This window comes from Thalassobaculum sp. (assembly GCF_040219215.1).
Taxonomy (GTDB): Bacteria; Pseudomonadota; Alphaproteobacteria; order Thalassobaculales; family Thalassobaculaceae; genus Thalassobaculum_A.
Map to the genome: position 1 here is coordinate 202,251 of NZ_JAVJSX010000008.1, position 23,180 is coordinate 225,430.

Here is a 23,180-nt window from a genome sequence, read left to right on the forward strand (position 1 = left end):
CGATCTACCGAGACTCGTCGACGGCCATCCGGACGGCGAGCCCGGCCAGTACTGTTCCCATCAGCCAGCGTTGAACCGCCAGCCAGACCGGGCGCTCGGCCAGGAAACCGGCGATCGAGCCGGCACCGATCGCGATCAGCGCGTTGACAGTCACACTGACCGCGATCTGGACGGACCCGAGGACGATAGACTGGGTCAGGACGCTACCGTTCTGCGGGTCGATGAAGTGCGGCAGCAGCGACAGGTAGAGGATTGCAATCTTCGGATTCAGCAAATTGGTCGCCAAGCCCATCAGGAACAGCCGGCGCAGGCCGTCGCGCGGCAGCGCGCGGACCTGGAACGGTGCCTGCCCACCCGGCCGGAGCGTTTGCCAGGCGAGGTACAGCAGATAGGCTGCGCCGGCGAACCGCAGGGCGTCGTAGGCGTAGGGCACGGCGAACACCAGGGCGGTGATGCCGAACGCGGCGCACAGCATGTAGACCACGAAGCCGAGCGTGACGCCGCCCAGCGAGATCAGCCCGGCCACCGGTCCCTGGCAGACCGAGCGCGAGATCAGATAGATCATGTTGGGGCCCGGGGTCAGGACCATGCCCAGCGCGACCAGGGCGAACCCGGCGAGAGCCGTGAGGTCGATCATGGTCCAGGTCTTCCCTTAGCGGGCGAATCGCCGCGCCCCGGCGACGCACAGGACCACCGAGCCGGCCGCTGCCAGCAGGGACCAGCCGACCGTCTCGCCCAGCAGCAGGGCCGCCAGCGCGAAACCGAGGAACGGCTGCAGGAGCTGCAACTGGCCGACCGCAGCGATGCCGCCGAGCGCAAGGCCGCGGTACCAGAACACGAAGCCGATGAGCATGCTGAACAGCGACACATAGCCGAGCGCCGTCAGCGCCGGCCAGCCGATGCCGGACCACGAACCCGGCTGGGTCAACAAGGCGGCCGGCAAGGTGGCCGGCAGCGACAGCAGCAGCGCCCAGGAGATCACCTGCCATCCGCCGAGATGGCGGGACAGCCGCGCACCCTCGGCATAGCCCAGCCCGCACACCACGATGGCGGCCAGCATCAGGCCGTCGCCGACCAGCGACGCGTCGGTACCGTCGCGCACCGCGTAGCCGCCGACGATGGCGGCGCCGATCAGCGAGAACACCCAGAACATCGGCCGAGGCCGCTCGCCGGCCCGGATTGCTCCGAAAATAGCCGTCGCGATCGGCAGCAGGCCAATGAAGACCATGGCATGGGCCGATGTGACGAACTGCAGCGCCAACGCAGTGAGCAGCGGAAATCCGAGAACCACGCCGAAGGCGACGATGATCAGCGGTATCAGGTCGCGGCGTTCGGGCCGGGGCGGACGCAGGGCGACCAGCAGCCCGATGCCGACCAGTCCGGCGATCGCTGCGCGCGCCAGGGTCAGGAACATCGGATCGAAGCTCATCACCGCGATCTTGGTGGCCGGTAGGGAGCCGCTGAAGATGGCCATGCCGATCAGGCCGTTGCCCCAGGCAAAGGCGGTCTGAGCGGCGGTGGATGGGGGGAGTGCGATCGATGGAGCGTTCATGCCGGCGATGATGTTTCACTCTGGCGCCGTTGACCAGGGACGCTACAATACAATTTCGACAAACTGTACTGGATCAAAGAGGCGTACGGATGGCGGTCTCGGACCTGCAGCCGGAACCCGACCAGACCCTGGTCGAGGCGGTGATGGAGATGATCCGGCAACGGATCGCCACCCGAAGCCTGACGCCGGGCGCCCGCGTACCGTCGCTTCGGCGGTTGGCCGGGACGCTGGGGGTATCCAAGTCGACCGCCGTCGAGGCTTACGACCGGCTGGTGGCGGAGGGTACGATCACGGCGCGCCCGGGATCCGGCTTCTTCGTGACCCGCCGCACCCGGCCGTTCTCGCTGGCGCCGCGGGCTCCGCGCGCCGACCAGACGATCGATCCGTTGTGGATCATGCGGCAGTCTCTGGACCTGGGCGGCGGGGTTCCGAAGCCGGGCTGTGGCTGGCTGCCGTCCCACTGGCTGCCCGATACGGCGCTGCGCCGGGCCATGCGCGGGCTGGCCCGGGATACCTCGGCCGACCTGGCGGAGTACGATTCCCTGCTCGGATTCCCACCGCTGCGCCGGCATCTCGCCGACCGGCTGGACGGACGCGGGATCGAGGCGGGGCCTGACCGGATCCTGCTGACCGATTCCGGTACCCAGGCAATCGATCTGGTCTGCCGGTTCCTGCTGCAGCCGGGCGACACGGTGCTGCTCGACGACCCCTGCTATTTCAACTTCCAGGCCATTCTGCGGGCACACCGGGTCACGGTGGCCTGCGTGCCCTACACCCCGAACGGGCCCGACCTGGAGGGGTTCGCCAGGGCCGCCGCCGAGCATCGGCCGCGGCTGTACCTGACCAACGCCACACTCCACAATCCGACCGGCGCCAGCCTGCCGGCGGCCAGCGTGCATCGGCTGCTGAAGATCGCCGAGGCCCATGACATGGTGGTGGTCGAGGACGATATCTTCGCCGATTTCGAGACCGAGCCGGCGCCTCGTCTGGCAGCCTTCGACGGACTGGAACGGGTGATCCATATCGGCAGCTTCTCCAAGACGCTGTCGGCGGCGCTGCGCTGCGGGTTCGTCGCGGCGCGGCCGGACTGGATCGACGGCATGGCCGACCTGAAACTTGCAACCGCGTTCGGCAACGGCTCGATGGCCGCCCAACTGGTCCATCGGATGCTGATCGACGGCAGCTACCGCCGGCACATGGACGCTGTGCGCGGCAAGCTCGCGCGGGCGATGGGCGAAACGGCGCGCCGGTTGCGCTCGGCGGGACTGAGGCTGTGGACCGAGCCGCGCGGCGGCATGTTCCTGTGGGCCGAGCTGCCGGAAGGCATCGATTCCACGGCGGTGGCGCGCCGGGCGCTGGAGGAGGGCGTGGTGTTGGCGCCGGGCAACGTGTTCAGCCCATCGGGCTCGGCCGGGAGGTTCCTGCGCTTCAACGTCGCGCAATGCGCCGAACCGCGGATCTTCGAGACTCTAGGTCGAGCGATGGCAGCACCCGCTGACGTCACTCCACCCGTTGTCCTCCCGGACCGTGCCACTGACGGTGGAACGCATCCCGGATGACGGCATTTCTCGGGGCAGCTCGGCGTCCGGCCACGAAAGGACAGCCCGTTCAGTCGTCCGGGATCACCGCGATGGCGTCGATCTCGACCAGCCATTCCGGGCGGGCCAGGGCGGACACGACGATGCCGGTCGACACCGGGAACACGCCCTTCAGCCAGCGGCCGACCACCCGGTAGACCGCCTCGCGGTAACGTGGGTCGATCAGGTAGATGGTGATCTTGGTGATGTGCTCCAGTTTCGCTCCGGCCTCCTCCAGCAGCATGGCGATGTTCGCCATCGCCTGCTCGGCCTGTCCGGCGGCGTCACCGATCGCCACGCTGGCCGAGGTCTCGAGGTCCTGGCCGATCTGGCCCCGCACGAACACCATGCTGCCGCGCGCCACCACAACCTGGCACAGGTCATTGACGAGCTTCTGCTCAGGATAGGTGTCGGCGGTGTTGAACTGGCGGATGCGCTTGTGGACGACCATCGACGTGGACTCCGGCTCGGGGTCAGAGAGGGACTGCGGTAGCGTAGGCGCGCCGAGCGTAGACCAGGGGCTTGCCCGAGCCGGCCACGAAAATGTCGTCGGCGGCACCGACCAGGACGAAATGGGTGCCGACCCGCTGATACGACAGCAGCCGGCAGTCGAACGCCGCCAGCGGGTCGACGACGCGCGGCACGCCGCTCGCCATCGGTGCCCAGATGCTGCCGGCGAACTTGTCGCCGTTGATCGCGGGCACTCGGCCGGCGAACCGATCGGCAACAATCGACTGGTCGTCGCGCAGCACGTTCACGCAAAAGGCACGGTTCTTCAGGATGGCATCGGCCGCCGGGCTCAGGTGATGGACGCAGACCAGCAGTGTCGGCTGGTCGGTATCGGCGGAGATCGACGACATTGCCGACACCGTGACGCCAGCGCGTCCCCGGGTGCCGTCGGTGGTGACGATGTTGACCGTGCAGGCGGTGGCGCTCATGGCGTCCAGGAACCGGTCGCGCAGCGTCGGGTCGTTTGTCATGGCGCGGGCCACTGCCATGTCACTCGGCCGCCTTGTCGGAGGTCCGTTCGTTGAACCACTGGCTTACGGCGCGGTCGCCGGGCGTCCGGCCGGACACCGGTAGAACCTTGTCCGACAGGCCGGCGGCTTTCTGCACGAACTGCAGCGGGCCGTCCCAGTCGAAGTTGCGGTGCACCGCGGCCAGATGCGCAAACGGTGGCGATTGGGCGAACAGCTGGAAGGTCAGGCGGTGGCCGGCATAGTCGGAATTCAGCATGTCGCGGGCCAGCGCCAGCAGCCGGCGCCGGTCGTCGGCCACCCAGTCCTCGTTGACCGTGTAGTACTTGTCGAGCCAGGGCTTGGTCTCCGGCGCGGCGAAGGCGGCGGCGTCCGGGGTCACGCAGATCTGGCCGCCGCACAGCTCGCGGGCCAGGTGCATCATCTCGTGGAGCTGCGAGCAGGCCAGCACCCGGCCGGTGTACAGCAGCGACTGGTTCGGCATCAGCAGCCCGGCCGGGCTGCGCTCGGCCAGGGCAATCGCCGCCGTCAGGTGGGCGTTGATGCCTTCGCGATAGACCGCCAGGGTCGACAGCTTCTCTTGCACCGCCTGCTGCTTGTCGAGCCCGGTCTGCCGCGCGTTGAACAGGGCGGCGCCGATCATCATGTCGGCCAGCTTCAGGTTGCGCTGCACGAAGGCGAACGCCGAGTAGCGGTGCAGACAGGAGCGGATGAACGTCGCCGCCTTGGTGTGCCGGTAGAACAGCACGTTTTCCCAAGGGATCAGCACGTTGTCGAAGATGACCAGGGTGTCGACCTCGTCGAACCGGTTCGACAGCGGGTAGTCCTCGGCCGGTGCCCGCCCGGCGAAACCGGTGCGGCAGATGAACTTGAGGTTCGGCGAGCCGAGGTCGCACACGAAGCCGACGGCGTAGTCGCTGAGCGCGGCGTTGCCCCAGTTGGCGATCGTCGGCTTGGTGAAGGCCTGGTTGGCGTAGGCGGCGGCGGTCTCGTACTTGGCGCCGCGCACAATGATGCCGGAATCGGTCTCCTTGACGACATGCAGCAGCATGTCCGGGTCCTGGTCCTGCGGCGCCTTGGATCGGTCGCCTTTCGGATCGGTGTTGGCCGAGACGTGGAACGGATCGGCGTGCAGGACGTGGTCGATGTGGGCGCGGATGTTGGCGGAGAACTGCGGGTCGACCTCGTTCAGGACGTCCTGGCCGTCGTACAGCGACCACATCTCGCCGACCGTCTCGTCGCCGACGCGGGTGACGATGCCGCCGATGTCTTCCAGCACGGTGTCGGTGGCGCGCCGCTTGTCCCACCAGTCCTGCTGGACCATCGGCAGCTTGTTGGCGATCGCGTTGACCTCGCCGTCCTTCTCGAATGTCAGGGCACCGCTGGTCGCGGCTTCGTGCTGCATGTCGTAGATGCGCGCCCGGATGTCGACCAGCGGCTTGAACATCGGGTGGGTGGTGACGTCCCTGACCCGCTCGCCGCCGATGTAGACGGCGCGGCCGTCGCGGATCGAGTCACGGTATTGGGCACCCGTTCGGATCATGGTCGACCTCCAGCAATGGCTGAACCGCGGCAGGCCAATGGCCTCATCGGTTCAGTCCAAGAATGGGGCGATCGTTAACATCGGGAAACTAGTAGTTTCCGAGAAATTGATTTGGAAAATCAAAATCAATCGGTTCGTTCGATCGATCAGTCGAGCAGGTAGCAGGTGAAATCGTAGCTTTCCGGGCTGTGGCTGGCGGCGGCGATGACCTGGGCAAAGCGGCCGTGGACCGGGGTTCGTTGGCCATGGAACTTCTGGATGACCATCAGCATCGGTGCCTCCGGCGGCGACCGGCGCAGGGGCAGCGTCAGCCGCTCGACCTGGATTGGCTCACCGCTTGGCGGACGGAATTCCGATCGGCTGTAGACCGGCACCCCGAGGACAAGGGGTTGCCGATACACACTGGTGATGGCTTGAAGATAATGGCCGGTCGTGAGCTCGGAGAGCTTGAGGCCGGTCGAGTCGCAACCCAGCATGTCGGCGATCCGCGTGCCGCACAGCCGGATCCGGAAATCGTCGCCCCCGTCCAGGGCGTCGGCCAGGAAAACATTGGGGACCAAATGCGGCACGTCGAGCAGCGGATCGAGGTCGTCGCGGTGCGGGATTGTTTCGCCGGACCGGACCATTGAACGCCAGTACTCGGCCATCGTGCAGATGTCCGGGTCGACCGTGATGTTTGCCGGCAGCGGCAGGATCGCCGGCGACACGTCGTGAACTGGATGAATGCTCAACACACCTGGCTCCGGACGGAATGGCCCTACAGGCTGCTGTGCAAACCGTGAACGGAGCGTTAACGGCGTTCAGGACATCCGGCGCCCGCGCTCGGTGTCGAACAGATGCAGGTGTTCGGCCCTGGCGGCCAGCGGCAGGATATCCATGGGCTGTATCCGATGCACACCGGGCAGGCGAACCGTCACGGCGGCGGCTTCGACCTCACGGCCGCCGCTCTCGGCGACGCCGTGGACGATGGTCTCGGCACCCTGCGGCTCGACCATTCGGACGGACAGGCGGAACGCGGCGGTTTCGGGGTCGACGATCAGGTGCTCCGGACGAACACCCAGGATCGCCGGGCCGTGCGGAGAGGCGTTGGTCAGCGCCAGCCGGCCGCCGCAGAACGATACGTCGGCTCCCTCCACCATTGCTGGCAGGAAGTTCATCGGCGGAGAGCCGATGAAGGAGGCGACGAAGGTGGACGCCGGCCGCTCATAGACCTCCAGCGGCTCTCCGATCTGCTCGACATGACCGTCATTCATGACAATGAGAACGTCACCCATGGTCATCGCCTCGATCTGGTCGTGGGTAACGTACAGCGATGTCGCGCCCAACTCATCGTGCAGGCGCTTGATCTCCATCCGCATGGTAACGCGCAGCTTGGCGTCGAGGTTCGACAGCGGCTCGTCGAACAGGAAGACGTCCGGCTCGCGCACCATCGCGCGGCCCATCGCGACCCGCTGGCGCTGACCACCCGACAACTGACGCGGCTTGCGCTCCAGCAGGTCTTCCAGGTGCAGGATCTCGGCCGCGCGTCCGACCCGGCGTTTGATCTCGGCCCGCGGTGCGCCGCGCAACTCCAGTCCGAAAGCGATGTTCCGGGCGACCGACAGGTGCGGGTACAGGGCGTAGTTCTGGAACACCATGGCGACATTGCGATCCTTCGGCTCGACATCGGTCACGTCCCGGCCACTGATCCGGATGGTGCCGCTGCTGACGTCCTCCAGTCCCGCGACCATCCGCAGCAGGGTGGACTTCCCGCAGCCCGACGGGCCGACCACCACGGCAAACCGGCCGTCCGCGACGTCCAGGTCGACCCCGTGGATCACCTCCAGCGTGCCGAATGACTTGCGGACGTCGTCGAGTTCGATCTGGGCCATGACAGGGTCTCCTTTTGCGTGTCGGACCTCCCTTAGTCGGTTTGAGTGACGGTTTGATGATGAGGGTACGGCCCCACCGAGATCGGCGTCGCTGGCGCCGATCTGTCGCCGAAGGTTCACGACGCGGCCATCCAACCGACACACCACCGTAACGCTGTCTCGTCAGGTTCCGCGCAGTCCGAAACACGGGGGAGGGCGCGCGGTTGGTGGCAGAGGTGGACAGTTCGATCGACACGGTGTTCCCGTCGCGATCGGTCGGCCGGCCGGCGAGTCGGAAGCGCTCGGAAGCCGGGCGCGCTGCGCTGCTGCTGTTGCCGTCGGTCGTCTTCCTGGCGGCGTTCACCTATTGGCCGATCGGCCAGGTTCTACTTCAATCGATCACCATCGAGGTGTTCGGCGTCGAGGCGACGACGTTCGGCATCGGCAATTTCGAGCGGCTGCTGGCCGATCCGAGTTTTGGCAGAGCGCTGGTCAACAACCTGATCTACGCGGTCGGGACCATCCTGCCGTCGGTCGCGATCGCCCTGGCGCTTGCCGTCGGACTGCAGGACGCGACCCGCTTCAACGCGACGCTGCGCACGATCGTGTTCTTCCCCGTCCTGCTGCCGCTGGTGGCGGCGGCCGCGCTGTTCCTGTTCGTGTTCCTGCCGGGCATCGGCCTGCTGGACTACCATCTCGCCAAGCTGGGGGCCGGCAATACCAGCTGGCTCGGCAATCCCGATCTGGCGCTGTGGTCGCTGATCGGCCTGACGGTGTGGAAGAACGCCGGCTACTACATGCTGTTCTTCCTGGCCGGGCTGCAGGCGATCCCGCTCGACCTGTACGAGGCGGCGCGGATCGAGGGAGCCGGTTCTTGGGCGCGGTTCCGGCGCATCACCCTGCCGCTGCTGGGTCCGACCATGGCGTTCGTACTGGTGATCGCGTTCGTGAACGTCATCACCCAGGTCGACCACGTCGTGGTTCTTACCAAGGGCGGGCCATCGGACTCCACCAACCTTCTGCTGTTCTACATCTACCAGCAGGCCCACGAGAACTACGACTACGGCAAGGCCGCGGCGGCCACCGTGCTGTCGGTCGCCGGGCTGCTGGCCCTGTCCTTCCTGTCGCTGCGCACGCTTGAGCGCGGCATCCACTACGAGGCCTGAGATGCGCCGAGCCAATCCTGCGGCGCTTCTGGCGGTGGCTGCCTTGTCGGCCGTGGTGCTGGTGTGGTCGACACCGTTGCTGTGGATGGTGATCGCGTCGTTCCGGCCGCAGAACTTCGGCGGTCTGGACATGGCGTCGCTGTGGCCGGACTTCACCCCGACCCTGGCGAACTTTGCAGAGGCGTTGGAGTCGGCCGACTTTCCGTTGCTGTACCTGAACACGCTGATCGTGTGCGCCGGAACGCTCGCGGTTCAACTCGCGACCGTGACGCTGGCCGGCTACGCGTTCGCTCGGCTTCGGTTTCCCGGCAAGGAACTGGTGTTCTACGCGTTCCTGCTCCAACTCATGCTGGTGCCGCCGATCCTGATCGTGCCGAACCTGGTCACCATCGTCCGGCTCGGCCTGTACGACAGCCTGGTCGGCGTGATGGCCCCGTACTTCGCATCGGCGTTCGGGGTGTTCCTGATGCGCCAGACCTTCCGCACGATCCCGAAGGACTTCGAGGAGGCGGCGATCGTCGACGGCGCCACCTGGTGGCAACTGGTCTGGCGGGTGCTGGTCCCGCTGGCCCGGCCGGGGATGATCGCCTTCGGGATCGTGTCGGTGGTCAGCCATTGGAATGAGTTCCTGTGGCCGCTGATGGTCATCTCGTCGCCTGACAACCAGACCCTCACCATCGGACTCGCCTCGTTCACCATGGGGGCGGAGAGCGCTTCGCAATGGGGCGTGATAGCGGCCGGCACCTTCCTGGTGGCGGCCCCGCTGCTGACGGCGTTCGCGCTGTTTCAGCGGCAATTCGTCAATTCATTCCTGTTCTCTGGCGTCAAATAGGAGGTACGGCCATGTCCCGTCTCGCATCCGCAGCGCTGGCTGCGGCGCTGACGTTCGGTCTCGGCTCGGGGGTGGCACATGCCGCTACCGAGATCGAGATGTTCTTCCCGGTTCCCGTGGAAGGCAAACTCGCCAAGGAGATGAAGAACCTGATGGAGCGGTTCAACGCCGACCATCCGGACATCAAGGCGACCGCCGTCTATACCGGATCGTACGACGACACCAACATCAAGACCCGCGCCGCGATCAAGGCCGGGCGGCCGCCGGCTGCGGTGATCATGAGCGCCAACTTCGTGCTGGAGTACCAGATCAACGGCGAGATCCAGCCGCTCGATCCGCTGGTTGTCGCCGATGGCGAAACGCCGGACGCCTTCATGAACCGGTTCTGGCCGGCGCTGCACGGCAACGCCCGTTTCGCCGACAAGATCTGGGCGGCGCCGTTCCACAACTCGACCCCGCTGCTGTACTACAACGTCGAGCATTTCAAGGAAACCGGCCTCGACCCGTCGAACCCGCCGGCTACCTGGGCGCAGTGGGTCGATGCCGCCAAGAAGCTGACGGTGCGCGACGGCGACAACATCAAGCGCTACGGCGTGATGCTGCCGGGCAACTATGATTATCTCGGCTGGGTGATGACGGCGCTGACCATGTCGAATGGCGGCCTGTACTACAACCCGGCGTTCGGCGGCGAAGTGTACTACGACACGCCAAGCATGCTGGGCGCGCTGACCCTGGTCGACGACATGGTGCGCAGGCACAAGGTGATGCCGGACGGGGTGACGGACGGGAAGGCGGTATCGACCGCGTTCTTCGCCGGCCAGGCCTCGATGGTCATCCTGTCTACCGGCTCGCTGTCGTTCATCCGCGAGAACATGCAGGGCAAGTACGGCGTGGCGTTCGTGCCGCGCAACCTGCGCAACGCCGTGGCCATCGGCGGTGCTTCGCTGATGATGCCGAAAGGCCTGTCCGACGATCAGCAGAAGGCGTCCTGGACCCTGATCAAGTGGTTGACCAGCCCGGAGATCTCCGGCCACTGGAGCCGCTTCACCGGCTACTTCGCGCCGAACAAGGGCGCCTACGATCTGCCGGAGATGCAGGCGTTCATCGGTGCCAACCCGGATGCCCAGGTGGCCCTCGATCAGCTGCAGTTCGCCCAGTCCTGGTTCGCGACCTACAACACGGTCGCGGTTCGCAAGGCCCTGGAGGACGAGGTCCAGGCGGTCATCGCCGGCAAGAAGAAGCCGGCCGAGGCCCTGAAGGCGGCCCAGGTGAAGGCCGATCAGGTCATGCGGCCGTATGTCGAGCAGACGGCGCTGAACCTGCCGAACTGACGGTCTAAGCTCGTGGCGGCCCGTATCGGTGATGCGGGCCGCTGCTCCGTTCCGCAACCTCTGGCAGGGGCGTCCCCATGCTGATCGCTCATCTCACCGACCTGCACGTCCGCCCGGCCGGCATGCCGGCCTACCGCGTGGTCGAGGTCAACACCATGCTGGCCCGCGCGCTGGCTACGCTGCGCGCGCTCGATCCGGCACCCGACGCGCTGATCCTGTCCGGCGACCTGACCGACTGCGGGCTGGTTGCGGAGTACGAACTGCTGCGCCGGATGCTGGAGCCGCTGGCGATGCCCGTCTACCTGATCCCCGGCAACCATGATCGCCGCGGGGCGCTGCGCGAGGTGTTCGGCGACTGGCCGACCTTCGGCGACGATCCGGAGTTCATCGATTTCGCGGCCGATGTCGGCCCGTTGCGTCTGATCGGCGTCGACTCGGTCGTGCCGGGCCGCGGCCATGGCGCCCTGTGTGCCCGGCGCCTCGACCGTCTGCGCTCAGCGCTGGCGGCCGCGTCAGGCCGGCCGACCCTGGTGGCGCTGCACCACCCGCCGTTCGCGTGCGGGATTGAGCACATGGATGGTATCCGCCTGCTCGACGGCGCTGAGGACCTCGCCCGGATCATTGCCGACAACCCGCAGGTCGAGCGGGTACTGTGCGGCCATCACCACCGGCCGATCCAGACCCGCTGGGCCGGTACGCTGGCGCAGATCGCGCCGTCGGTCGCGCATCAGGTGGAGTTCAGGCTCGACCCTGGTGCCGAGGGAATGCTGGTGCTGGAGCCGCCGGCGTTCCTGGTCCACGCCTGGATCGAGGGCACCGGCGTGGTGACCCATCAGGTCTATGTCGAACGCCACGACGGCCCGTACCCGTTCACCCTCGATCCGGACTATCCGGGCGGAACCTGACCTGGTCGGACGCGTCCCTTCCTGCCGCGACCTCTGGTCGATCAGGGTCAGGCACCGTACATATCGGGGATGGTCATTCGCCGCCTCGCTCCGGGTCTGGTGGGTTTGCTCGGTCTGGCGGTGGCGCTGGTGGCCGCAGCGCCGGTATTGGGTGCCGATGTCGGCGGACGGGTAATCGTTGCGCCGGAGACTGGGCCATGGTCGGCGATCGGTCGGCTCAACGTTGCCGGCTTCAGGATTCGCCGACATTGCACGGCCACGCTGGTGGCGCCGGCGCTGGCACTGACCGCCAAGCACTGCCTCGATGACTTTCTCGGCGAGGGCTGGGTGGCGCCCGAACTGGTGCATTTCCTGCCCGGCTACGCGCGCGGCGAGTATCTGGGACACTATCAGGCGGTCGGGTACGAACTGGTCGGCACCGAGGCCGTCCTGGTGCGGCTGAACCAGCCTGCGGCGTTGCGGCCGATACCGATCGTCGACCGAGACAGCGAACCGGGTACCGCGCTGTTCGAGGCCGGGTACAGCCGTGACAAGGGGCATGTCCTGACGGTCGATCCGGCCTGCCGGTTCCTTGGCTGGTCGAGCGATGGCTACTGGCGGCACGACTGCGAGGCGATCGGCGGTGATTCCGGTGCGCCGATCCTGGTCGATACCGGCGCAGGTCTGGCGGTCGCTGCGATCCACGTAGGACGTCGGGGAACCGTGGGTCTCGCGGAGCCCCTGGATCGCGCCCGGGTGCGCCGCCATGCCGCTCGATGAAGGCAATGAGCAACCGGCTCTCTTGACCCGGGGCCCGCTCCCTCCCACCTTATAGCCAGTGGTCTGCGGCCTCACGGGGCGGATCACGCTCGACGCCGCTTGGTGCGGGTCGATTTTTTGGTTCTCGCTCAAACGAGGAGAGACCGGTGTCGCGCATGTCGCTGTTCAATTCGCCCCTGCTCCTGGGCTTCGACCATTTCGAACGCGCCCTTGACCGGGTGCAGAAGGCCCAGGCGGACGGCTATCCGCCATACAACATCGAGCAGATATCGGAAAACGGCCTGAGGATCACCCTGGCGGTCGCCGGGTTCTCGATGGCCGATCTGAGCGTGCAGATCGAGGACAACCAGTTGGTGGTTCGCGGTCGGCAGGCGGAGGACGATGCGCGCGTCTATCTGCATCGCGGGATTGCCGCCCGGCAGTTCCTGCGGACCTTCGTGCTCGCGGAGGGCATTCGGGTCGAGGGTGCGGAACTGGACAATGGCCTGCTGCACATCGACCTGGTTCGGCCGGTGCCGGAGACCAAGGTTCACACGGTCGAGATTCGCGGCGCTGATCGCAAGTCCAGCAGCCGATCGATCGACGTAGTTCCAGAAACCAACTGAAGGCGGACCGCCGGGTTGGCCGGTTCCAGCAGAACGTACCGCAGTTTCCGGGCCGTACCGGCCGGAGCGAAGGAGGTGACGATGACCGATATCCGCAGCATCAGCCCTGAGGCGCTGGCAGCGCTGGGCGTCAACCAGGTGGCCTACGTCAAGCCCGTCGAGGTCGAGCACGAACAGCGCTACGCGGTGCACGCCGCCGACGGGACCGGGGTCACCTTGTTTCCCAGCCGGGAACTTGCCCGGCTCGCCATTCGCCAGAACGACCTCGAGCCGGTCAGCGTCCACTGAACCGGGGCCAGGGTCGGTCGGCCCTGGCTCGCCGGACGGATGATCCCCGGACGATCAGGCGGCGTGGCTGGCCGTCGCGTCGGTGAACAACGCGAAGATCGCATCCCGGCTCTCGCAACCGCGCAGCTTGTTGCACACGGTGCGATCACGCAGCAGACGCGAGACGCGGGCCAGCGCCTTCAGGTGGTCGGCGCCGGCGCTCTCCGGTGCTAGCAGCAGAAACAGCAGATCGACCGGCTCGTCATCGATCGACTCGAAATCGATCGGCTGTTCCATGCGCGCAAACACGCCGTAGAGCTTGCCGAGCTTGGCCAGCTTGCCGTGCGGGATGGCGATCCCATGCCCGACACCGGTGGTGCCGAGCCGTTCACGCTCCAGCAGCACGTCAAAAATCTCGCGCGCTTCCATCCCGGTCAATTCGCTGGCCTTGCGGGCCAGTTCCTGCAGCGCCTGCTTCTTGCTCGGCGCACGCAACGACGGGAGTATCGCGTCGCTGGAGATCAGATCCGTAATGTCCATTGCCGAAATCGTCCTTTCACCGCCCGGTGGGGGATACCCACCGGCGGTTTCACGTCGTCGTCAGCTCTGGGTCTGGCTCGGCGGATCAATCCAGCCGACGTTGCCGTCCGGACGTCGGTAGATCATGTTCAGCCCCCCATGCGCGCGGTTCCGGAACATCAACGCAGGGGCGCTGGCCAGATCCATGCGCATGACGGCCTCACCTACCGTCAGTGCGTCGATGTTGGTCTCCATTTCGGCAACCACGACCGGCTCCCAGCCGTCCGAGCCCTCCGGCTCCGGGCTGTCATCGGCTTCGGCGGCCAGGACGTACTGCGCGGCCGGCACGACGTCGCCGGTGTGTCCCTTGTGGTGGTCGCGCAGCCGGCGCTTGTAACGGCGCAGCTGTTTCTCGATGCGCTCGGCGGCACCTCCGAAGGCGGCGTAGGCGTCATCGTTCTGGCCTTCGGCCTGGACGGAAATGCCCTTGCCGATGTGAACGCCGACGTCCGCCCGGAAATCCGAACCCTGCCGCGACAGGGTAATGGTAGCCTCGATCGGGTTGGCGAAATACTTGGCGGTGATGGACTCGATGGTCGACTCGATGCGCTGGCGCAGCGTGTCTCCCACGTCGAGCTGTTTGCCCTGGACTGAAATCTTCATGGTGCTGTCCGTGTAGTTGTCCCGCAATTCGACATGGGGTCGTTCCGACCTCGTCGAAAGAGGCAAGCTCCTTTATGGAGACGACCGCGAACCCCCAAAGGGTGCCCGGGCGCGAGGTCGCGGAACCTAGTCATGGCCCGCGGTGCCGTCAAGTCGCGTTGAATGCGTACCTCCTGGGTTCGTTGCACGTCGTCAGTTCCGGGCCGGCTGGCCGACCATCGTCGCCTTATCACGCCGTCGCTGCACGCTGGACGGTATGCGCAACGCCTCCCGATACTTGGCGACGGTGCGTCTGGCGATGTCGACGCCGTCGCCGCGCAGCAGCTCAACAATCCGGTCGTCGGATAATACGGCAGTTGTGGGCTCGCCGTCGATGAGGCGCTTGATTCGGTCGCGAACCGCTTCGGCAGAATGGGCTTCGCCGCCGCCGGACGAGGCGATCGAGGCGGTGAAGAAATATTTCAGCTCGAACACGCCGCGCGGCGTGGTGACGAACTTGTTGCTGGTCACCCGGCTGACCGTGCTTTCGTGCATGCCGATTGCATCGGCAATGTCGCGCAGCACCAGCGGGCGCAGGTGCTGGACGCCGCGTTCAAGGAATCCGTCCTGTTGCCGCACGATCTCGGTCGCCACCTTGAGGATCGTGGTGGCGCGCTGATGGAGCGAACGGACAAGCCAGTTCGCGGATTGCATGCATTCGGACAGGTATTCCTTGGTCTTCTTGTCCTTCCCCGAACGGCGGGAAACCTCGGAGAAATAGGCATTGTTGACCAGCACCCGGGGCAGGGTTTCGGCGTTAAGCTCGATCGCCCAGCCGCCGTCCTGGCCGCGCCGGATGATGACGTCGGGCACCACCGGCTGGTCGAGCATGGGTTCGAACGCTTCGCCGGGCTTCGGATTCAACGCCTTGATCTCTCCGATCATCTCAAGGAGATCCTCGTCGTCGACCCCGCAGACCCGGCGCAGGCCGCCAAAATCGCGCTGCGCCAGCATCGGCAGGTGCGCCAGCAGGGCCGCCATGCAGGGATCGTAGCGGTTGCGGTCCTTCAGCTGCAGCGCCAGGCATTCACTGAGATTGCGGGCGAAGACGCCCGCCGGATCCAGTTTCTGAAGCCGGTCGAGCACCCGCTCGACCTCCTGCAGCGGGCAGCCCAGCTGCTCGGCAACCGGCTCGATCGATCCGGACAGGTAGCCGGCGCCGTCCAGCATATCGATCAGATGCGCGGCAATCAGCCGATCCGCCGCGTCGGCGATCTCCATCGATACTTGGTCGAGCAGATGGTCGCGCAGGGTCTTGCTGTCGGACAGGGTGTCCTCCAGCCCGAATTCATCGCTGCCGCCGCCTGTACCGTTGTTGGTCCGCCAGCCGGCAAGATCGCCGGCGCCGGCGCCCATGGCCGCGACACCGCTGCTCTCGTCGATCCCGGCACTGCTCCAGTGATTGTCATAGTCGACGTCGTTGGGATCGTCCTTCGCCGACGGCAGGGTGTCGGTCGCGGCGCGCTCGGCGGTGGCGCGCTCGCTTTCCGGCGCGGCGTTGCCGTCGTCGTGCCTCAGCAGGTTGTCCTGGCCGACAGCCTCCAGCGTCGCCGGGCCGTCGCCGTCGTCGCGCTCCAGCAACGGGTTCTGGGCGAGTTCGCCGTCAACGTACTCGGCGAGCTCCAGATTGTTCAGTTGCAGCAGCTTGATGGCCTGCTGCAACTGGGGTGTCAGGACCAGCGACTGCGAGTGGCGGAGATCAAGTCGTTGCGATAGCGCCATCGACTGCATCCGTCAGAGGCTGAACCGCTCTCCGAGGTAGAAACGCCGGACGTCGCGATGGGCGACGATGTCTCCGGGCGCTCCTTCCATCAGCACCATGCCATCGTGCAGGATGTAGGCACGGTCTACGATGTCCAGGGTCTCGCGTACGTTGTGATCGGTGATCAGCACGCCGAGGCCCCGGTCTGTAAGGTGTGAGATGAGATCGCGGATCTCGGACACCGCGATCGGGTCGATGCCGGCCAGCGGCTCGTCCAGCAAAATGAAGTTGGGCTGCGAGGCCAGCGCGCGCGCGATCTCGACACGGCGGCGTTCACCGCCCGACAGCGCCAGCGACGGGGTGCGGCGCAAATGGCTGATCGAGAACTCGGCCAGCAGGTCGTCCAGCATGGCGTCACGCCGGTTGGCGTTCGGCTCGACCACCTCCAGGACCGCCCGGATGTTCTGCTCCACCGTCAGGCCCCGGAAAATCGAGGCTTCCTGGGGAAGGTAGCCAATGCCCAACCGGGCCCGGCGGTACATCGGCAGGTCGGTGACGTCGTTGCCGTCCAGGGTGACCGAACCGGCGTCGGCCGAGATCAGCCCGGTGATCACGTAGAAGCAGGTGGTCTTGCCGGCGCCGTTCGGACCCAGGAGCCCGACAGCTTCGCCGCGTCGGACGTTGACCGACACGTCGCGCAGAACCGGACGTTTCTTGAAGCTCTTACCGATGTTGCGGGCGACCAGACCCTCGGGCGACTGACCGTCGGACGTACGTACCAGACGCGGACGCGGCCCTTGCGTGGTGATCGTATCATCCTCGCGACCGGTCATGCGTCCCATTCTCCCTTTCGCTCGGGGTGGACCGTGATCACTGCGGCACCTTTCCCGGTGTAAACAGGCCCTTGACTCGCTCGCCGCCCGCTCCGGCGGGCAGAAGGCGGCTGATCCCGGTCTTGAGATTGACCACCGCACGCTCGCCGTTCAGCTGGTTCTTGCCGCGCGTGATACGTACGTCCCCGGTAAGCGTCGCCGTCCCCTTGTCCGCATTATAGACACCTTCGCGGCCCCGGGCGACCTCTTGCGGCGTGGTGATCACCACGTTGCCGTTCGCTTCGACAATGGCGAGAGTGCTGCCGCCTTTCGTGCGTTCCTCGAACCGCGCGACCAGGGTATCGGCGCGAATGCGCTGGTTTTCGCGGATGGCGGTCGCATCGCCGCGGGCGATGGCGACACGCTGGCCCTGGCGGTACTCCAGGCTGTCCCGGGCGGTGATGACGTCACCGGCGTTCTGGAACCGAAGGTCACGTCCGGTCAGTACAACGTTCGCCTTGTCCAGATCGTAGACCGCACGGTCGCCAGTGGCGCGCTCCCGCGGGGTCGCGATCACCACATGCCCATCGGCCTCAAGCCGGAAGATCTCGGTGGTGCCGTCAGGCTTCTCGCGATAGCGGGCGGTCAGCGTGTCGGCGCTGACCCGCGTGTCGCCTCGGGTGGCCTTGGCATTGCCGCGCGCAACATAGGTGCTGCTGTCGCGTATCCACTCGATCCCCTGGTCGGCCTCGACGGTAACCGGGACCTGATCGTCGCCGGTGCCCTGCAGGAGTTGCGCCCGGGCCGGAGCGACGGCCGCCGCGAAGCCTGCCAGCACCGCGCAGGCAATCAGGACGGCCGGCAGGCGTCGCCGTGGCCGCAACGGTTGATCCGCTCGGCTCATCCGCTGGTCCCTGACCCGTAGAGAACCGCCTTGGCCCGACCGGTGAACACGATCCGGGCGCCCCGGTCGTACAACCGGAAGCCTTCGCCCTGCACGTTGCCGCCCGGGCTCTGTCCACTGGTCGCGTTGTCGCTTTCCGCGGTGCCGGCGCCCAGACTGATGCGGGCCGTATCGGACACCAACTGATGGCCGGCTTCGTGGAAGACCGAGACGCCGCCGGCCAGATCGACCACCTCGTCGCGCTTGTGCCAAACGCCCTGGCCGGCCGTCAGCGTTATCCAGTCACCCATGTCGGTGATCATGTCGGCCTGCGGCTGTTCCAGGTGGACGGCATCGGACGATTCACTTTCCTGGCGGGCCGACGCCGCGATGATCTCGTACGGACGGTCCTTCTCGTCGACGCCGATGAAGCGGGGATTGGCGACCCGCAGCGTATCGGCGTCCGACGCGTTGATCGGCTTGCCGCGCATCGGGTACTTCTGCGCTTCCTGCAGCAGTTGCGGCCAGATGACCACGAGCGCCACGAGGCACAACGCGATCGCCGGCAGCAGCATCTTCATTGCCGCGACCAGTCGACTGGCGCGCGCCACCGCGAACGTCTGGCGCGCGCGCGGCCGCGCGCGTCGGGCGATGGGTTCGGCAATGGTCGGGTCGGTGTTCGACACGGTCTCTCACGTCCGCTGCGTCATGCGCCTTGGTTATAGCGTGTCGGGCAGCCGCCGTGTAGCCGGCGCGGCAATTCAGCTTAGTGCGCGAAGATGTCCTCGTCGCCGTAGCCGATCAGATCCAGGGCCGCCCGTGTGCCCAGGAAGCGAAAGCAGTCTGCCGCCATCTCGGTCCGCCCTTCACGGGCCAGCATCATGTCCAGCCGGTCCTTCAGGGCGTGCAGGTGCAGAACATCGGATGCCGCGTAGGCCTGCTGCTCCGCCGTCAACTCCGCCGCTCCCCAGTCGGACGACTGCTGCTGCTTGGACAGTTCCACGCCGATCAGTTCCCGGCACAGATCCTTCAGCCCGTGCCGGTCGGTGTATGTCCGGACCAGCTTGGAGGCGATCTTGGTGCAGTACACCGGCGTCGTGGCGACACCGAGAAAGGCCCGCATCACGGCGACGTCGAACCGGGCGAAGTGAAAAAGCTTCAGCACATCGGGGTCGGCGAGCAGACGGGTCAGGTTCGGCGCGTCGTATTGACCCGGCGCAAACTGCACGAGATGCGCGTTGCCGTCGCCGGAGGAAAGCTGCACCACGCACAGGCGATCCCGGATCGGTCGGAGGCCCATGGTTTCGGAGTCGATGGCAACTACCGGCCCGAGGTCGAGCCCGTCGGGCAGGTCGCCGTGGTGCAGTGTCACGGTCATTCGGGTGCCTCGACGAGAAAGTATGGTGCCCAGGAGAAGACTCGAACTTCCACGACCTTTCGGCCACTAGCACCTGAAGCTAGCGCGTCTACCAATTCCGCCACCTGGGCACGGTGCGGAGGTGCGTACAGCACCGTCACGGGAGCGCAGACATAGTGACCCCCCGTGTCTCTGTCAAAGGGTTTTCGACGTGAAATCGGTCGGTTGCCGGGCGTTTGAGAATTCGCCCTCCCCCTGAGCCGTTGCGCTGTATTATAAGCCGTTGCGAAGCGCCCACCGCCGAAGAGGAAGTTGCCATGCAAGGCAAGCTCGTCACCGTGTTCGGAGCGTCCGGCTTCGTTGGCCGGAACATCGTTCGCGAACTTGCCGCGCGCGGAGCGCGGGTGAACGCCGCCTGCCGGGACGCCGAGCGCGCCAAGTTCCTGCGCACGATGGGCAGCGTCGGTCAGGTCACGCCGATGCGGGCCGACGTCACCGACCCGGCCGCCGTCGCCCGCGCGGTCGCTGGGGCCGACGTCGTTATCAGCCTTGTCGGTATCCTGTATCCGTCCGGCCGCAATACGTTCGAGGCCGCGCAGGGGACGGCGCCCGGCACGATTGCCAAGGCGGCAGCTGCTGCCGGCGCCACGGCCATGATCCACGTATCGGCAATCGGCGCGGACCCGGACAGCCGGTCAGTGTACGCGCGAACCAAGGCGGCGGGCGAGGCCGCCGTCCGGGCAGCGTTTCCGTCAGCGACGATCCTTCGGCCGTCGATCGTGTTCGGTCCGGACGATTCGTTCTTCAACCGATTTGCGGCGATGGCGCAGGTTTCGCCAATTCTGCCGCTGTTCGGGGGCGGTTCGACCAGGTTTCAGCCGGTCTATGTCGACGACGTCGCCGACGCTGCGATTGCAGTGCTCGATCGGTCGGACGCGGCAGGCGCGATCTTCGAACTCGGCGGGCCGACGATCTACACGTTCCGCCAACTGCTGGAACTGATGCAGGCGCACACCCGGCGGAACCGCAAGTTGCTGCCGGTCCCGTTCTGGGCGGCTTCCGTGCTGGCCGGCGTGCTGGAATTGCTGCCGGTGCCGCCGGTCACCAGGGATCAGGTCGAGTTGCTGAAGAGCGACAACGTCGTATCGGCGGGCGCCAAGACGCTGGCCGACCTTGGGGTCGAGCCAACGCCGGTGGAACTCATCCTGCCGAGCTACATGGACAAGTTCCGGGTCGGCGGCCGCTATTCGAGCGGACGCGCGCCCGCCTGAACTAATGCCGGGCTGACCTAGTACAGGTAGATCCAGAACAGCAGGCCGCTACCGAGCAGGATGCGGTACAGCACAAACGGCAGGAAGCTTGCCCGCTTCAGCCAGCCCATCATCGCAACGATGGCAAACAGTGCGGTGATCAGCGACAGCCCGGCGGCGATAACGGCATCGGTCGTCAGTTGGGCATCGCCGCTCTTGTAGAGGTCAATTCCGGCCAACGTGCCGGCTGCCAGGATCGCCGGGATGGCCAGCAGCATCGAGAACCGCGCGGCTTCCGACCGCTCGAAGCCGAGGAACCGCGCCGCCGTCATGGTGATGCCCGACCGGCTGGTTCCCGGAATCAGCGCCAGGACCTGCGACAGGCCGATGAACAACGCACCACCGTATTTCATGTGCTCGATCCGCCGGACCGTCATGCCGGCTCGGTCGACGACCCAGAGCAGGATGCCAAACCCCAGCGTCGCCCAGGCGATTACCTCTATCGAGCGCAGTTCGGTGCCGAGATAGCGTGACGCCGCATAGCCGGCCGCCACCAGCGGGATGGTCGCCAGGACGATTTGGAGCGCCAGCCTGAAGCCGGCGTCCGGTCGTCCGCGCATGGCCCAACCGATACCGACCAGCATCTGGACGACATCGCGCCACAGATACAGGACGACCGCGCCGAGCGTCCCGACATGCACCGCGACGTCGATCAGCGGGCCCTGGTCGACAGCCCCGGTGAACTGTGGAACCAGGATGAGGTGGGCCGATGAACTGATCGGCAGGAACTCGGTGATGCCCTGGACAAGGGCAAGAATGATCAGTTGCTCGACAGGCACGTACGACGCTCCACAACGTCGGAGGCGCCGCAACTCCCTCCAGACAACGGCGCAGAACCTTAATCATTGGAGGGGTGCTAGGACAGTCCGGAAAATAGTCCTATATCAGTACTAATTTTTCGATCACCCATCGTACGCAGCAGCGATTGCCTGGAACGGGATTGGTGATAATCGAGAAATAGTAAACAATCCTGTCCTAAATGGCGTCGGCAGGCTTTATTCCAACGCGTGCGTTGTGTATAAAAGCCGTCCCCGGACGCCGCACGACAATCAGGAGCGCCCGGGAGGAGGAGACCGCCGCAATGACAGACCGCATGCTCAAATTCGTGGACACCGCCAAGCGCTCGCCCACCAAGCGCCCGGCTGATGAGCGCGCGGCCGACTTCGGCGAAATCTATGCCGAGTTCGACAAGTCGGGGGCCGAAGAACAGGCGGGCCGATGCTCGCAGTGCGGCGTGCCGTTCTGCCAGGTTCACTGCCCGCTCCACAACAACATCCCGGACTGGTTGATGCTGACCGCCGAGGGGCGGCTCGAGGAGGCCTACGAGGTCTCCAGCGCGACCAACAATTTCCCTGAGATCTGCGGCCGGATCTGCCCGCAGGACCGCCTGTGCGAGGGCAACTGCGTCATCGAGAAGGGCTTCGAGTCGGTGACGATCGGGTCGGTCGAGAAATACATCACCGAGACGGCCTTCGAGAACGGCTGGGTCAAGCCGGTGGTCCCGCCGCGCGAGCGGACCGAATCCGTCGGCATCATCGGCGGCGGCCCGGCCGGGCTGGCGGCCGGAGAGCAGCTGCGCAAGCGCGGCTATCAGGTTCATGTCTACGATCGATACGACCGCATGGGCGGCCTGCTGATCTACGGCATTCCGAACTTCAAGCTCGAGAAGGACGTGGTTGAGCGGCGCAGCGCCCTGCTGGCCGACGGCGGCGTGAACTATCACCCGAACACCGAGGTCGGGGTGACGGTGTCGATGGACGAGCTGCGGGCCCGCCACGACGCCGTGCTGATCGCCACCGGGGTCTACAAGGCGCGCGACATACAGTGTCCGGGTGTCGGGCTCGACGGCATCTACCCGGCGCTCGACTACCTGACCGCATCGAATCGCAAGGGCCTCGGAGACGCGGTGCCGGCGTTCGACGACGGCACGCTGAACGCGGCCGGTAAGCGCGTGGTGGTGATCGGCGGCGGCGACACTGCGATGGACTGTGTCCGCACTGCGGTTCGCCAGGGCGCGACGTCGGTGACCTGCCTGTACCGGCGCGACCGGGCCAACATGCCGGGCTCGCAGCGCGAGGTGGCCAACGCCGAGGACGAGGGCGTCGTGTTCCAGTGGCTGTCGGCGCCCGAGGCATTCATGGGCGACCGCCGGGTGACCGGCGTGCGCAGCCATCGGATCCGGCTGGGCGTCGCCGACGCGACCGGTCGCCAGACCCCGCAGCCGATCGAGGATTCCAGCTTCGTGATCGACTGCGACATGGCGATCACGGCACTCGGCTTCGACCCCGAGGACCTGCCTTCGCTGTTCGGCACCACCGAGCTCAAGGTCAGCCGCTGGGGCACGGTCGGCATCGACTTCCGCTCAATGATGACCAGCCTGGACGGCGTGTTCGCCGCCGGCGACATCGTGCGCGGCGCATCGCTGGTGGTGTGGGCGGTGCGCGACGGGCGCGATGCCGCCGACCGGATCCACGATCACCTGACCGCCAAGGCCGCGGGCGCTTCCCGCGACGCCGCCTGAAGAGGAACTG

General features: G+C 66.4%; 25 protein-coding genes and 1 tRNA gene. 10 read left to right on the forward strand and 16 right to left on the reverse strand.

Going from position 1 to position 23,180, the window contains the following annotated elements; all coding sequences use genetic code 11:
• Nucleotides 1–4 precede the first annotated feature (4 nt).
• Nucleotides 5–637 (reverse strand): LysE family translocator, encoded by a 633-nt coding sequence (locus RIC54_RS06325; RefSeq protein WP_350085547.1) that lies wholly within the window; start codon nt 635–637, stop codon nt 5–7.
• Between the two features lie 15 nt (nt 638–652).
• Nucleotides 653–1,552 carry a DMT family transporter gene (locus RIC54_RS06330; RefSeq protein ID WP_350085550.1) on the reverse strand — a complete coding sequence of 300 codons (900 nt, stop codon included), beginning with the start codon at nt 1,550–1,552 and terminating at the stop codon, nt 653–655.
• A gap of 89 nt (nt 1,553–1,641) precedes the next feature.
• On the opposite strand from RIC54_RS06330, the gene RIC54_RS06335 reads away from it, so the two are divergent.
• Complete coding sequence (locus RIC54_RS06335; protein WP_350085553.1) at nt 1,642–3,111, forward strand: aminotransferase-like domain-containing protein; 1,470 nt, start codon at nt 1,642–1,644, stop codon at nt 3,109–3,111.
• 49 nt (nt 3,112–3,160) lie between these two features.
• Here RIC54_RS06335 and RIC54_RS06340 read toward each other — a convergent pair whose 3' ends face one another.
• The 5 genes from RIC54_RS06340 to RIC54_RS06360 form a co-directional block, all read right to left on the reverse strand.
• The gene (locus RIC54_RS06340) at nt 3,161–3,580 is read right to left on the reverse strand and encodes a RidA family protein (protein WP_350150866.1); all 420 of its coding nucleotides are present in this window, start codon (nt 3,578–3,580) and stop codon (nt 3,161–3,163) included.
• 22 nt (nt 3,581–3,602) lie between these two features.
• Nucleotides 3,603–4,127, reverse strand: a complete 525-nt coding sequence (locus RIC54_RS06345; protein WP_350085559.1) for a flavin reductase family protein — start codon at nt 4,125–4,127, stop codon at nt 3,603–3,605.
• Nucleotide 4,128: 1 nt separating this feature from the next.
• Nucleotides 4,129–5,649, reverse strand: coding sequence for a 4-hydroxyphenylacetate 3-hydroxylase family protein (locus RIC54_RS06350; protein WP_350085562.1), 1,521 nt, complete (start codon nt 5,647–5,649; stop codon nt 4,129–4,131).
• A gap of 146 nt (nt 5,650–5,795) precedes the next feature.
• Complete coding sequence (locus RIC54_RS06355) at nt 5,796–6,380, reverse strand: PAS domain-containing protein (protein WP_350085565.1); 585 nt, start codon at nt 6,378–6,380, stop codon at nt 5,796–5,798.
• Nucleotides 6,381–6,449: 69 nt separating this feature from the next.
• Nucleotides 6,450–7,520 carry an ABC transporter ATP-binding protein gene (locus tag RIC54_RS06360; protein WP_350085568.1) on the reverse strand — a complete coding sequence of 357 codons (1,071 nt, stop codon included), beginning with the start codon at nt 7,518–7,520 and terminating at the stop codon, nt 6,450–6,452.
• A gap of 206 nt (nt 7,521–7,726) precedes the next feature.
• Between RIC54_RS06360 and RIC54_RS06365 the strand changes: the two genes are divergently transcribed.
• From RIC54_RS06365 to RIC54_RS06395, 7 genes are all read left to right on the forward strand, one after another.
• Nucleotides 7,727–8,665 carry a carbohydrate ABC transporter permease gene (locus RIC54_RS06365; protein ID WP_350085571.1) on the forward strand — a complete coding sequence of 313 codons (939 nt, stop codon included), beginning with the start codon at nt 7,727–7,729 and terminating at the stop codon, nt 8,663–8,665.
• 1 nt (nt 8,666) lies between these two features.
• Nucleotides 8,667–9,497 (forward strand): carbohydrate ABC transporter permease, encoded by an 831-nt coding sequence (locus tag RIC54_RS06370; RefSeq protein ID WP_350085574.1) that lies wholly within the window; start codon nt 8,667–8,669, stop codon nt 9,495–9,497.
• Between the two features lie 11 nt (nt 9,498–9,508).
• A complete protein-coding gene (locus tag RIC54_RS06375; RefSeq protein ID WP_350085577.1) occupies nt 9,509–10,828 on the forward strand; it encodes an ABC transporter substrate-binding protein in 1,320 nt (439 codons plus the stop codon).
• Nucleotides 10,829–10,905: 77 nt separating this feature from the next.
• Nucleotides 10,906–11,733, forward strand: coding sequence for a phosphodiesterase (locus RIC54_RS06380; RefSeq protein ID WP_350085580.1), 828 nt, complete (start codon nt 10,906–10,908; stop codon nt 11,731–11,733).
• 69 nt (nt 11,734–11,802) lie between these two features.
• Entirely contained in the window at nt 11,803–12,492 is a 690-nt protein-coding gene (locus RIC54_RS06385; protein WP_350085583.1) for a trypsin-like serine peptidase, read from the forward strand.
• A gap of 155 nt (nt 12,493–12,647) precedes the next feature.
• Nucleotides 12,648–13,097, forward strand: a complete 450-nt coding sequence (locus RIC54_RS06390; protein ID WP_350087893.1) for an Hsp20 family protein — start codon at nt 12,648–12,650, stop codon at nt 13,095–13,097.
• 81 nt (nt 13,098–13,178) lie between these two features.
• Nucleotides 13,179–13,385 (forward strand): DUF1150 family protein, encoded by a 207-nt coding sequence (locus RIC54_RS06395; protein ID WP_350085586.1) that lies wholly within the window; start codon nt 13,179–13,181, stop codon nt 13,383–13,385.
• A gap of 54 nt (nt 13,386–13,439) precedes the next feature.
• Here RIC54_RS06395 and ptsN read toward each other — a convergent pair whose 3' ends face one another.
• The 8 genes from ptsN to RIC54_RS06435 form a co-directional block, all read right to left on the reverse strand.
• Nucleotides 13,440–13,904, reverse strand: a complete 465-nt coding sequence (gene ptsN, locus RIC54_RS06400) for a PTS IIA-like nitrogen regulatory protein PtsN (RefSeq protein WP_350085589.1) — start codon at nt 13,902–13,904, stop codon at nt 13,440–13,442.
• Between the two features lie 60 nt (nt 13,905–13,964).
• Entirely contained in the window at nt 13,965–14,546 is a 582-nt protein-coding gene (hpf, locus tag RIC54_RS06405; protein WP_350085592.1) for a ribosome hibernation-promoting factor, HPF/YfiA family, read from the reverse strand.
• A 192-nt stretch (nt 14,547–14,738) separates the two neighbouring features.
• Nucleotides 14,739–16,307: an RNA polymerase factor sigma-54 gene (gene rpoN / locus RIC54_RS06410; protein ID WP_350085594.1), complete on the reverse strand. Its 1,569-nt coding sequence runs from the start codon at nt 16,305–16,307 to the stop codon at nt 14,739–14,741.
• Nucleotides 16,308–16,319: 12 nt separating this feature from the next.
• Nucleotides 16,320–17,120 carry an LPS export ABC transporter ATP-binding protein gene (gene lptB / locus RIC54_RS06415; protein WP_350085596.1) on the reverse strand — a complete coding sequence of 267 codons (801 nt, stop codon included), beginning with the start codon at nt 17,118–17,120 and terminating at the stop codon, nt 16,320–16,322.
• A gap of 37 nt (nt 17,121–17,157) precedes the next feature.
• On the reverse strand, nt 17,158–18,003 hold the full coding sequence (locus RIC54_RS06420; protein ID WP_350085598.1) for an LptA/OstA family protein: 846 nt from the start codon (nt 18,001–18,003) through the stop codon (nt 17,158–17,160).
• Complete coding sequence (gene lptC, locus RIC54_RS06425; protein WP_350085600.1) at nt 18,000–18,668, reverse strand: LPS export ABC transporter periplasmic protein LptC; 669 nt, start codon at nt 18,666–18,668, stop codon at nt 18,000–18,002. Before lptC ends, RIC54_RS06420 begins: the two co-directional genes overlap by 4 nt.
• Before the next feature lie 80 nt (nt 18,669–18,748).
• Nucleotides 18,749–19,360, reverse strand: coding sequence for a ribonuclease D (locus RIC54_RS06430; protein ID WP_350085602.1), 612 nt, complete (start codon nt 19,358–19,360; stop codon nt 18,749–18,751).
• A gap of 23 nt (nt 19,361–19,383) precedes the next feature.
• Nucleotides 19,384–19,470, reverse strand: a tRNA-Leu gene (locus RIC54_RS06435).
• Nucleotides 19,471–19,656: 186 nt separating this feature from the next.
• On the opposite strand from RIC54_RS06435, the gene RIC54_RS06440 reads away from it, so the two are divergent.
• Nucleotides 19,657–20,610, forward strand: coding sequence for a complex I NDUFA9 subunit family protein (locus tag RIC54_RS06440; protein WP_350085604.1), 954 nt, complete (start codon nt 19,657–19,659; stop codon nt 20,608–20,610).
• A 17-nt stretch (nt 20,611–20,627) separates the two neighbouring features.
• Here RIC54_RS06440 and RIC54_RS06445 read toward each other — a convergent pair whose 3' ends face one another.
• Nucleotides 20,628–21,428: an undecaprenyl-diphosphate phosphatase gene (locus tag RIC54_RS06445; protein ID WP_350085606.1), complete on the reverse strand. Its 801-nt coding sequence runs from the start codon at nt 21,426–21,428 to the stop codon at nt 20,628–20,630.
• A gap of 302 nt (nt 21,429–21,730) precedes the next feature.
• Between RIC54_RS06445 and RIC54_RS06450 the strand changes: the two genes are divergently transcribed.
• Complete coding sequence (locus RIC54_RS06450; RefSeq protein WP_350085608.1) at nt 21,731–23,170, forward strand: NAD(P)-dependent oxidoreductase; 1,440 nt, start codon at nt 21,731–21,733, stop codon at nt 23,168–23,170.
• Nucleotides 23,171–23,180: the final 10 nt, after the last annotated feature.

Bases quoted from the DNA above. Each gene is read 5' to 3' on its own strand.
- RIC54_RS06325 (WP_350085547.1), bottom strand. From the start codon at position 637: ATGATCGACCTCACGGCTCTCGCCGGGTTCGCCCTGGTCGCGCTGGGC.
- RIC54_RS06330 (WP_350085550.1), bottom strand. From the start codon at position 1,552: ATGAACGCTCCATCGATCGCACTCCCCCCATCCACCGCCGCTCAGACC.
- RIC54_RS06335 (WP_350085553.1), top strand. From the start codon at position 1,642: ATGGCGGTCTCGGACCTGCAGCCGGAACCCGACCAGACCCTGGTCGAG.
- RIC54_RS06340 (WP_350150866.1), bottom strand. From the start codon at position 3,580: ATGGTCGTCCACAAGCGCATCCGCCAGTTCAACACCGCCGACACCTAT.
- RIC54_RS06345 (WP_350085559.1), bottom strand. From the start codon at position 4,127: ATGGCAGTGGCCCGCGCCATGACAAACGACCCGACGCTGCGCGACCGG.
- RIC54_RS06350 (WP_350085562.1), bottom strand. From the start codon at position 5,649: ATGATCCGAACGGGTGCCCAATACCGTGACTCGATCCGCGACGGCCGC.
- RIC54_RS06360 (WP_350085568.1), bottom strand. From the start codon at position 7,520: ATGGCCCAGATCGAACTCGACGACGTCCGCAAGTCATTCGGCACGCTG.
- RIC54_RS06370 (WP_350085574.1), top strand. From the start codon at position 8,667: ATGCGCCGAGCCAATCCTGCGGCGCTTCTGGCGGTGGCTGCCTTGTCG.
- RIC54_RS06375 (WP_350085577.1), top strand. From the start codon at position 9,509: ATGTCCCGTCTCGCATCCGCAGCGCTGGCTGCGGCGCTGACGTTCGGT.
- RIC54_RS06380 (WP_350085580.1), top strand. From the start codon at position 10,906: ATGCTGATCGCTCATCTCACCGACCTGCACGTCCGCCCGGCCGGCATG.
- RIC54_RS06385 (WP_350085583.1), top strand. From the start codon at position 11,803: ATGGTCATTCGCCGCCTCGCTCCGGGTCTGGTGGGTTTGCTCGGTCTG.
- RIC54_RS06390 (WP_350087893.1), top strand. From the start codon at position 12,648: ATGTCGCTGTTCAATTCGCCCCTGCTCCTGGGCTTCGACCATTTCGAA.
- RIC54_RS06395 (WP_350085586.1), top strand. From the start codon at position 13,179: ATGACCGATATCCGCAGCATCAGCCCTGAGGCGCTGGCAGCGCTGGGC.
- ptsN (WP_350085589.1), bottom strand. From the start codon at position 13,904: ATGGACATTACGGATCTGATCTCCAGCGACGCGATACTCCCGTCGTTG.
- hpf (WP_350085592.1), bottom strand. From the start codon at position 14,546: ATGAAGATTTCAGTCCAGGGCAAACAGCTCGACGTGGGAGACACGCTG.
- rpoN (WP_350085594.1), bottom strand. From the start codon at position 16,307: ATGGCGCTATCGCAACGACTTGATCTCCGCCACTCGCAGTCGCTGGTC.
- lptB (WP_350085596.1), bottom strand. From the start codon at position 17,120: ATGACCGGTCGCGAGGATGATACGATCACCACGCAAGGGCCGCGTCCG.
- RIC54_RS06420 (WP_350085598.1), bottom strand. From the start codon at position 18,003: ATGAGCCGAGCGGATCAACCGTTGCGGCCACGGCGACGCCTGCCGGCC.
- RIC54_RS06430 (WP_350085602.1), bottom strand. From the start codon at position 19,360: ATGACCGTGACACTGCACCACGGCGACCTGCCCGACGGGCTCGACCTC.
- RIC54_RS06440 (WP_350085604.1), top strand. From the start codon at position 19,657: ATGCAAGGCAAGCTCGTCACCGTGTTCGGAGCGTCCGGCTTCGTTGGC.
- RIC54_RS06450 (WP_350085608.1), top strand. From the start codon at position 21,731: ATGACAGACCGCATGCTCAAATTCGTGGACACCGCCAAGCGCTCGCCC.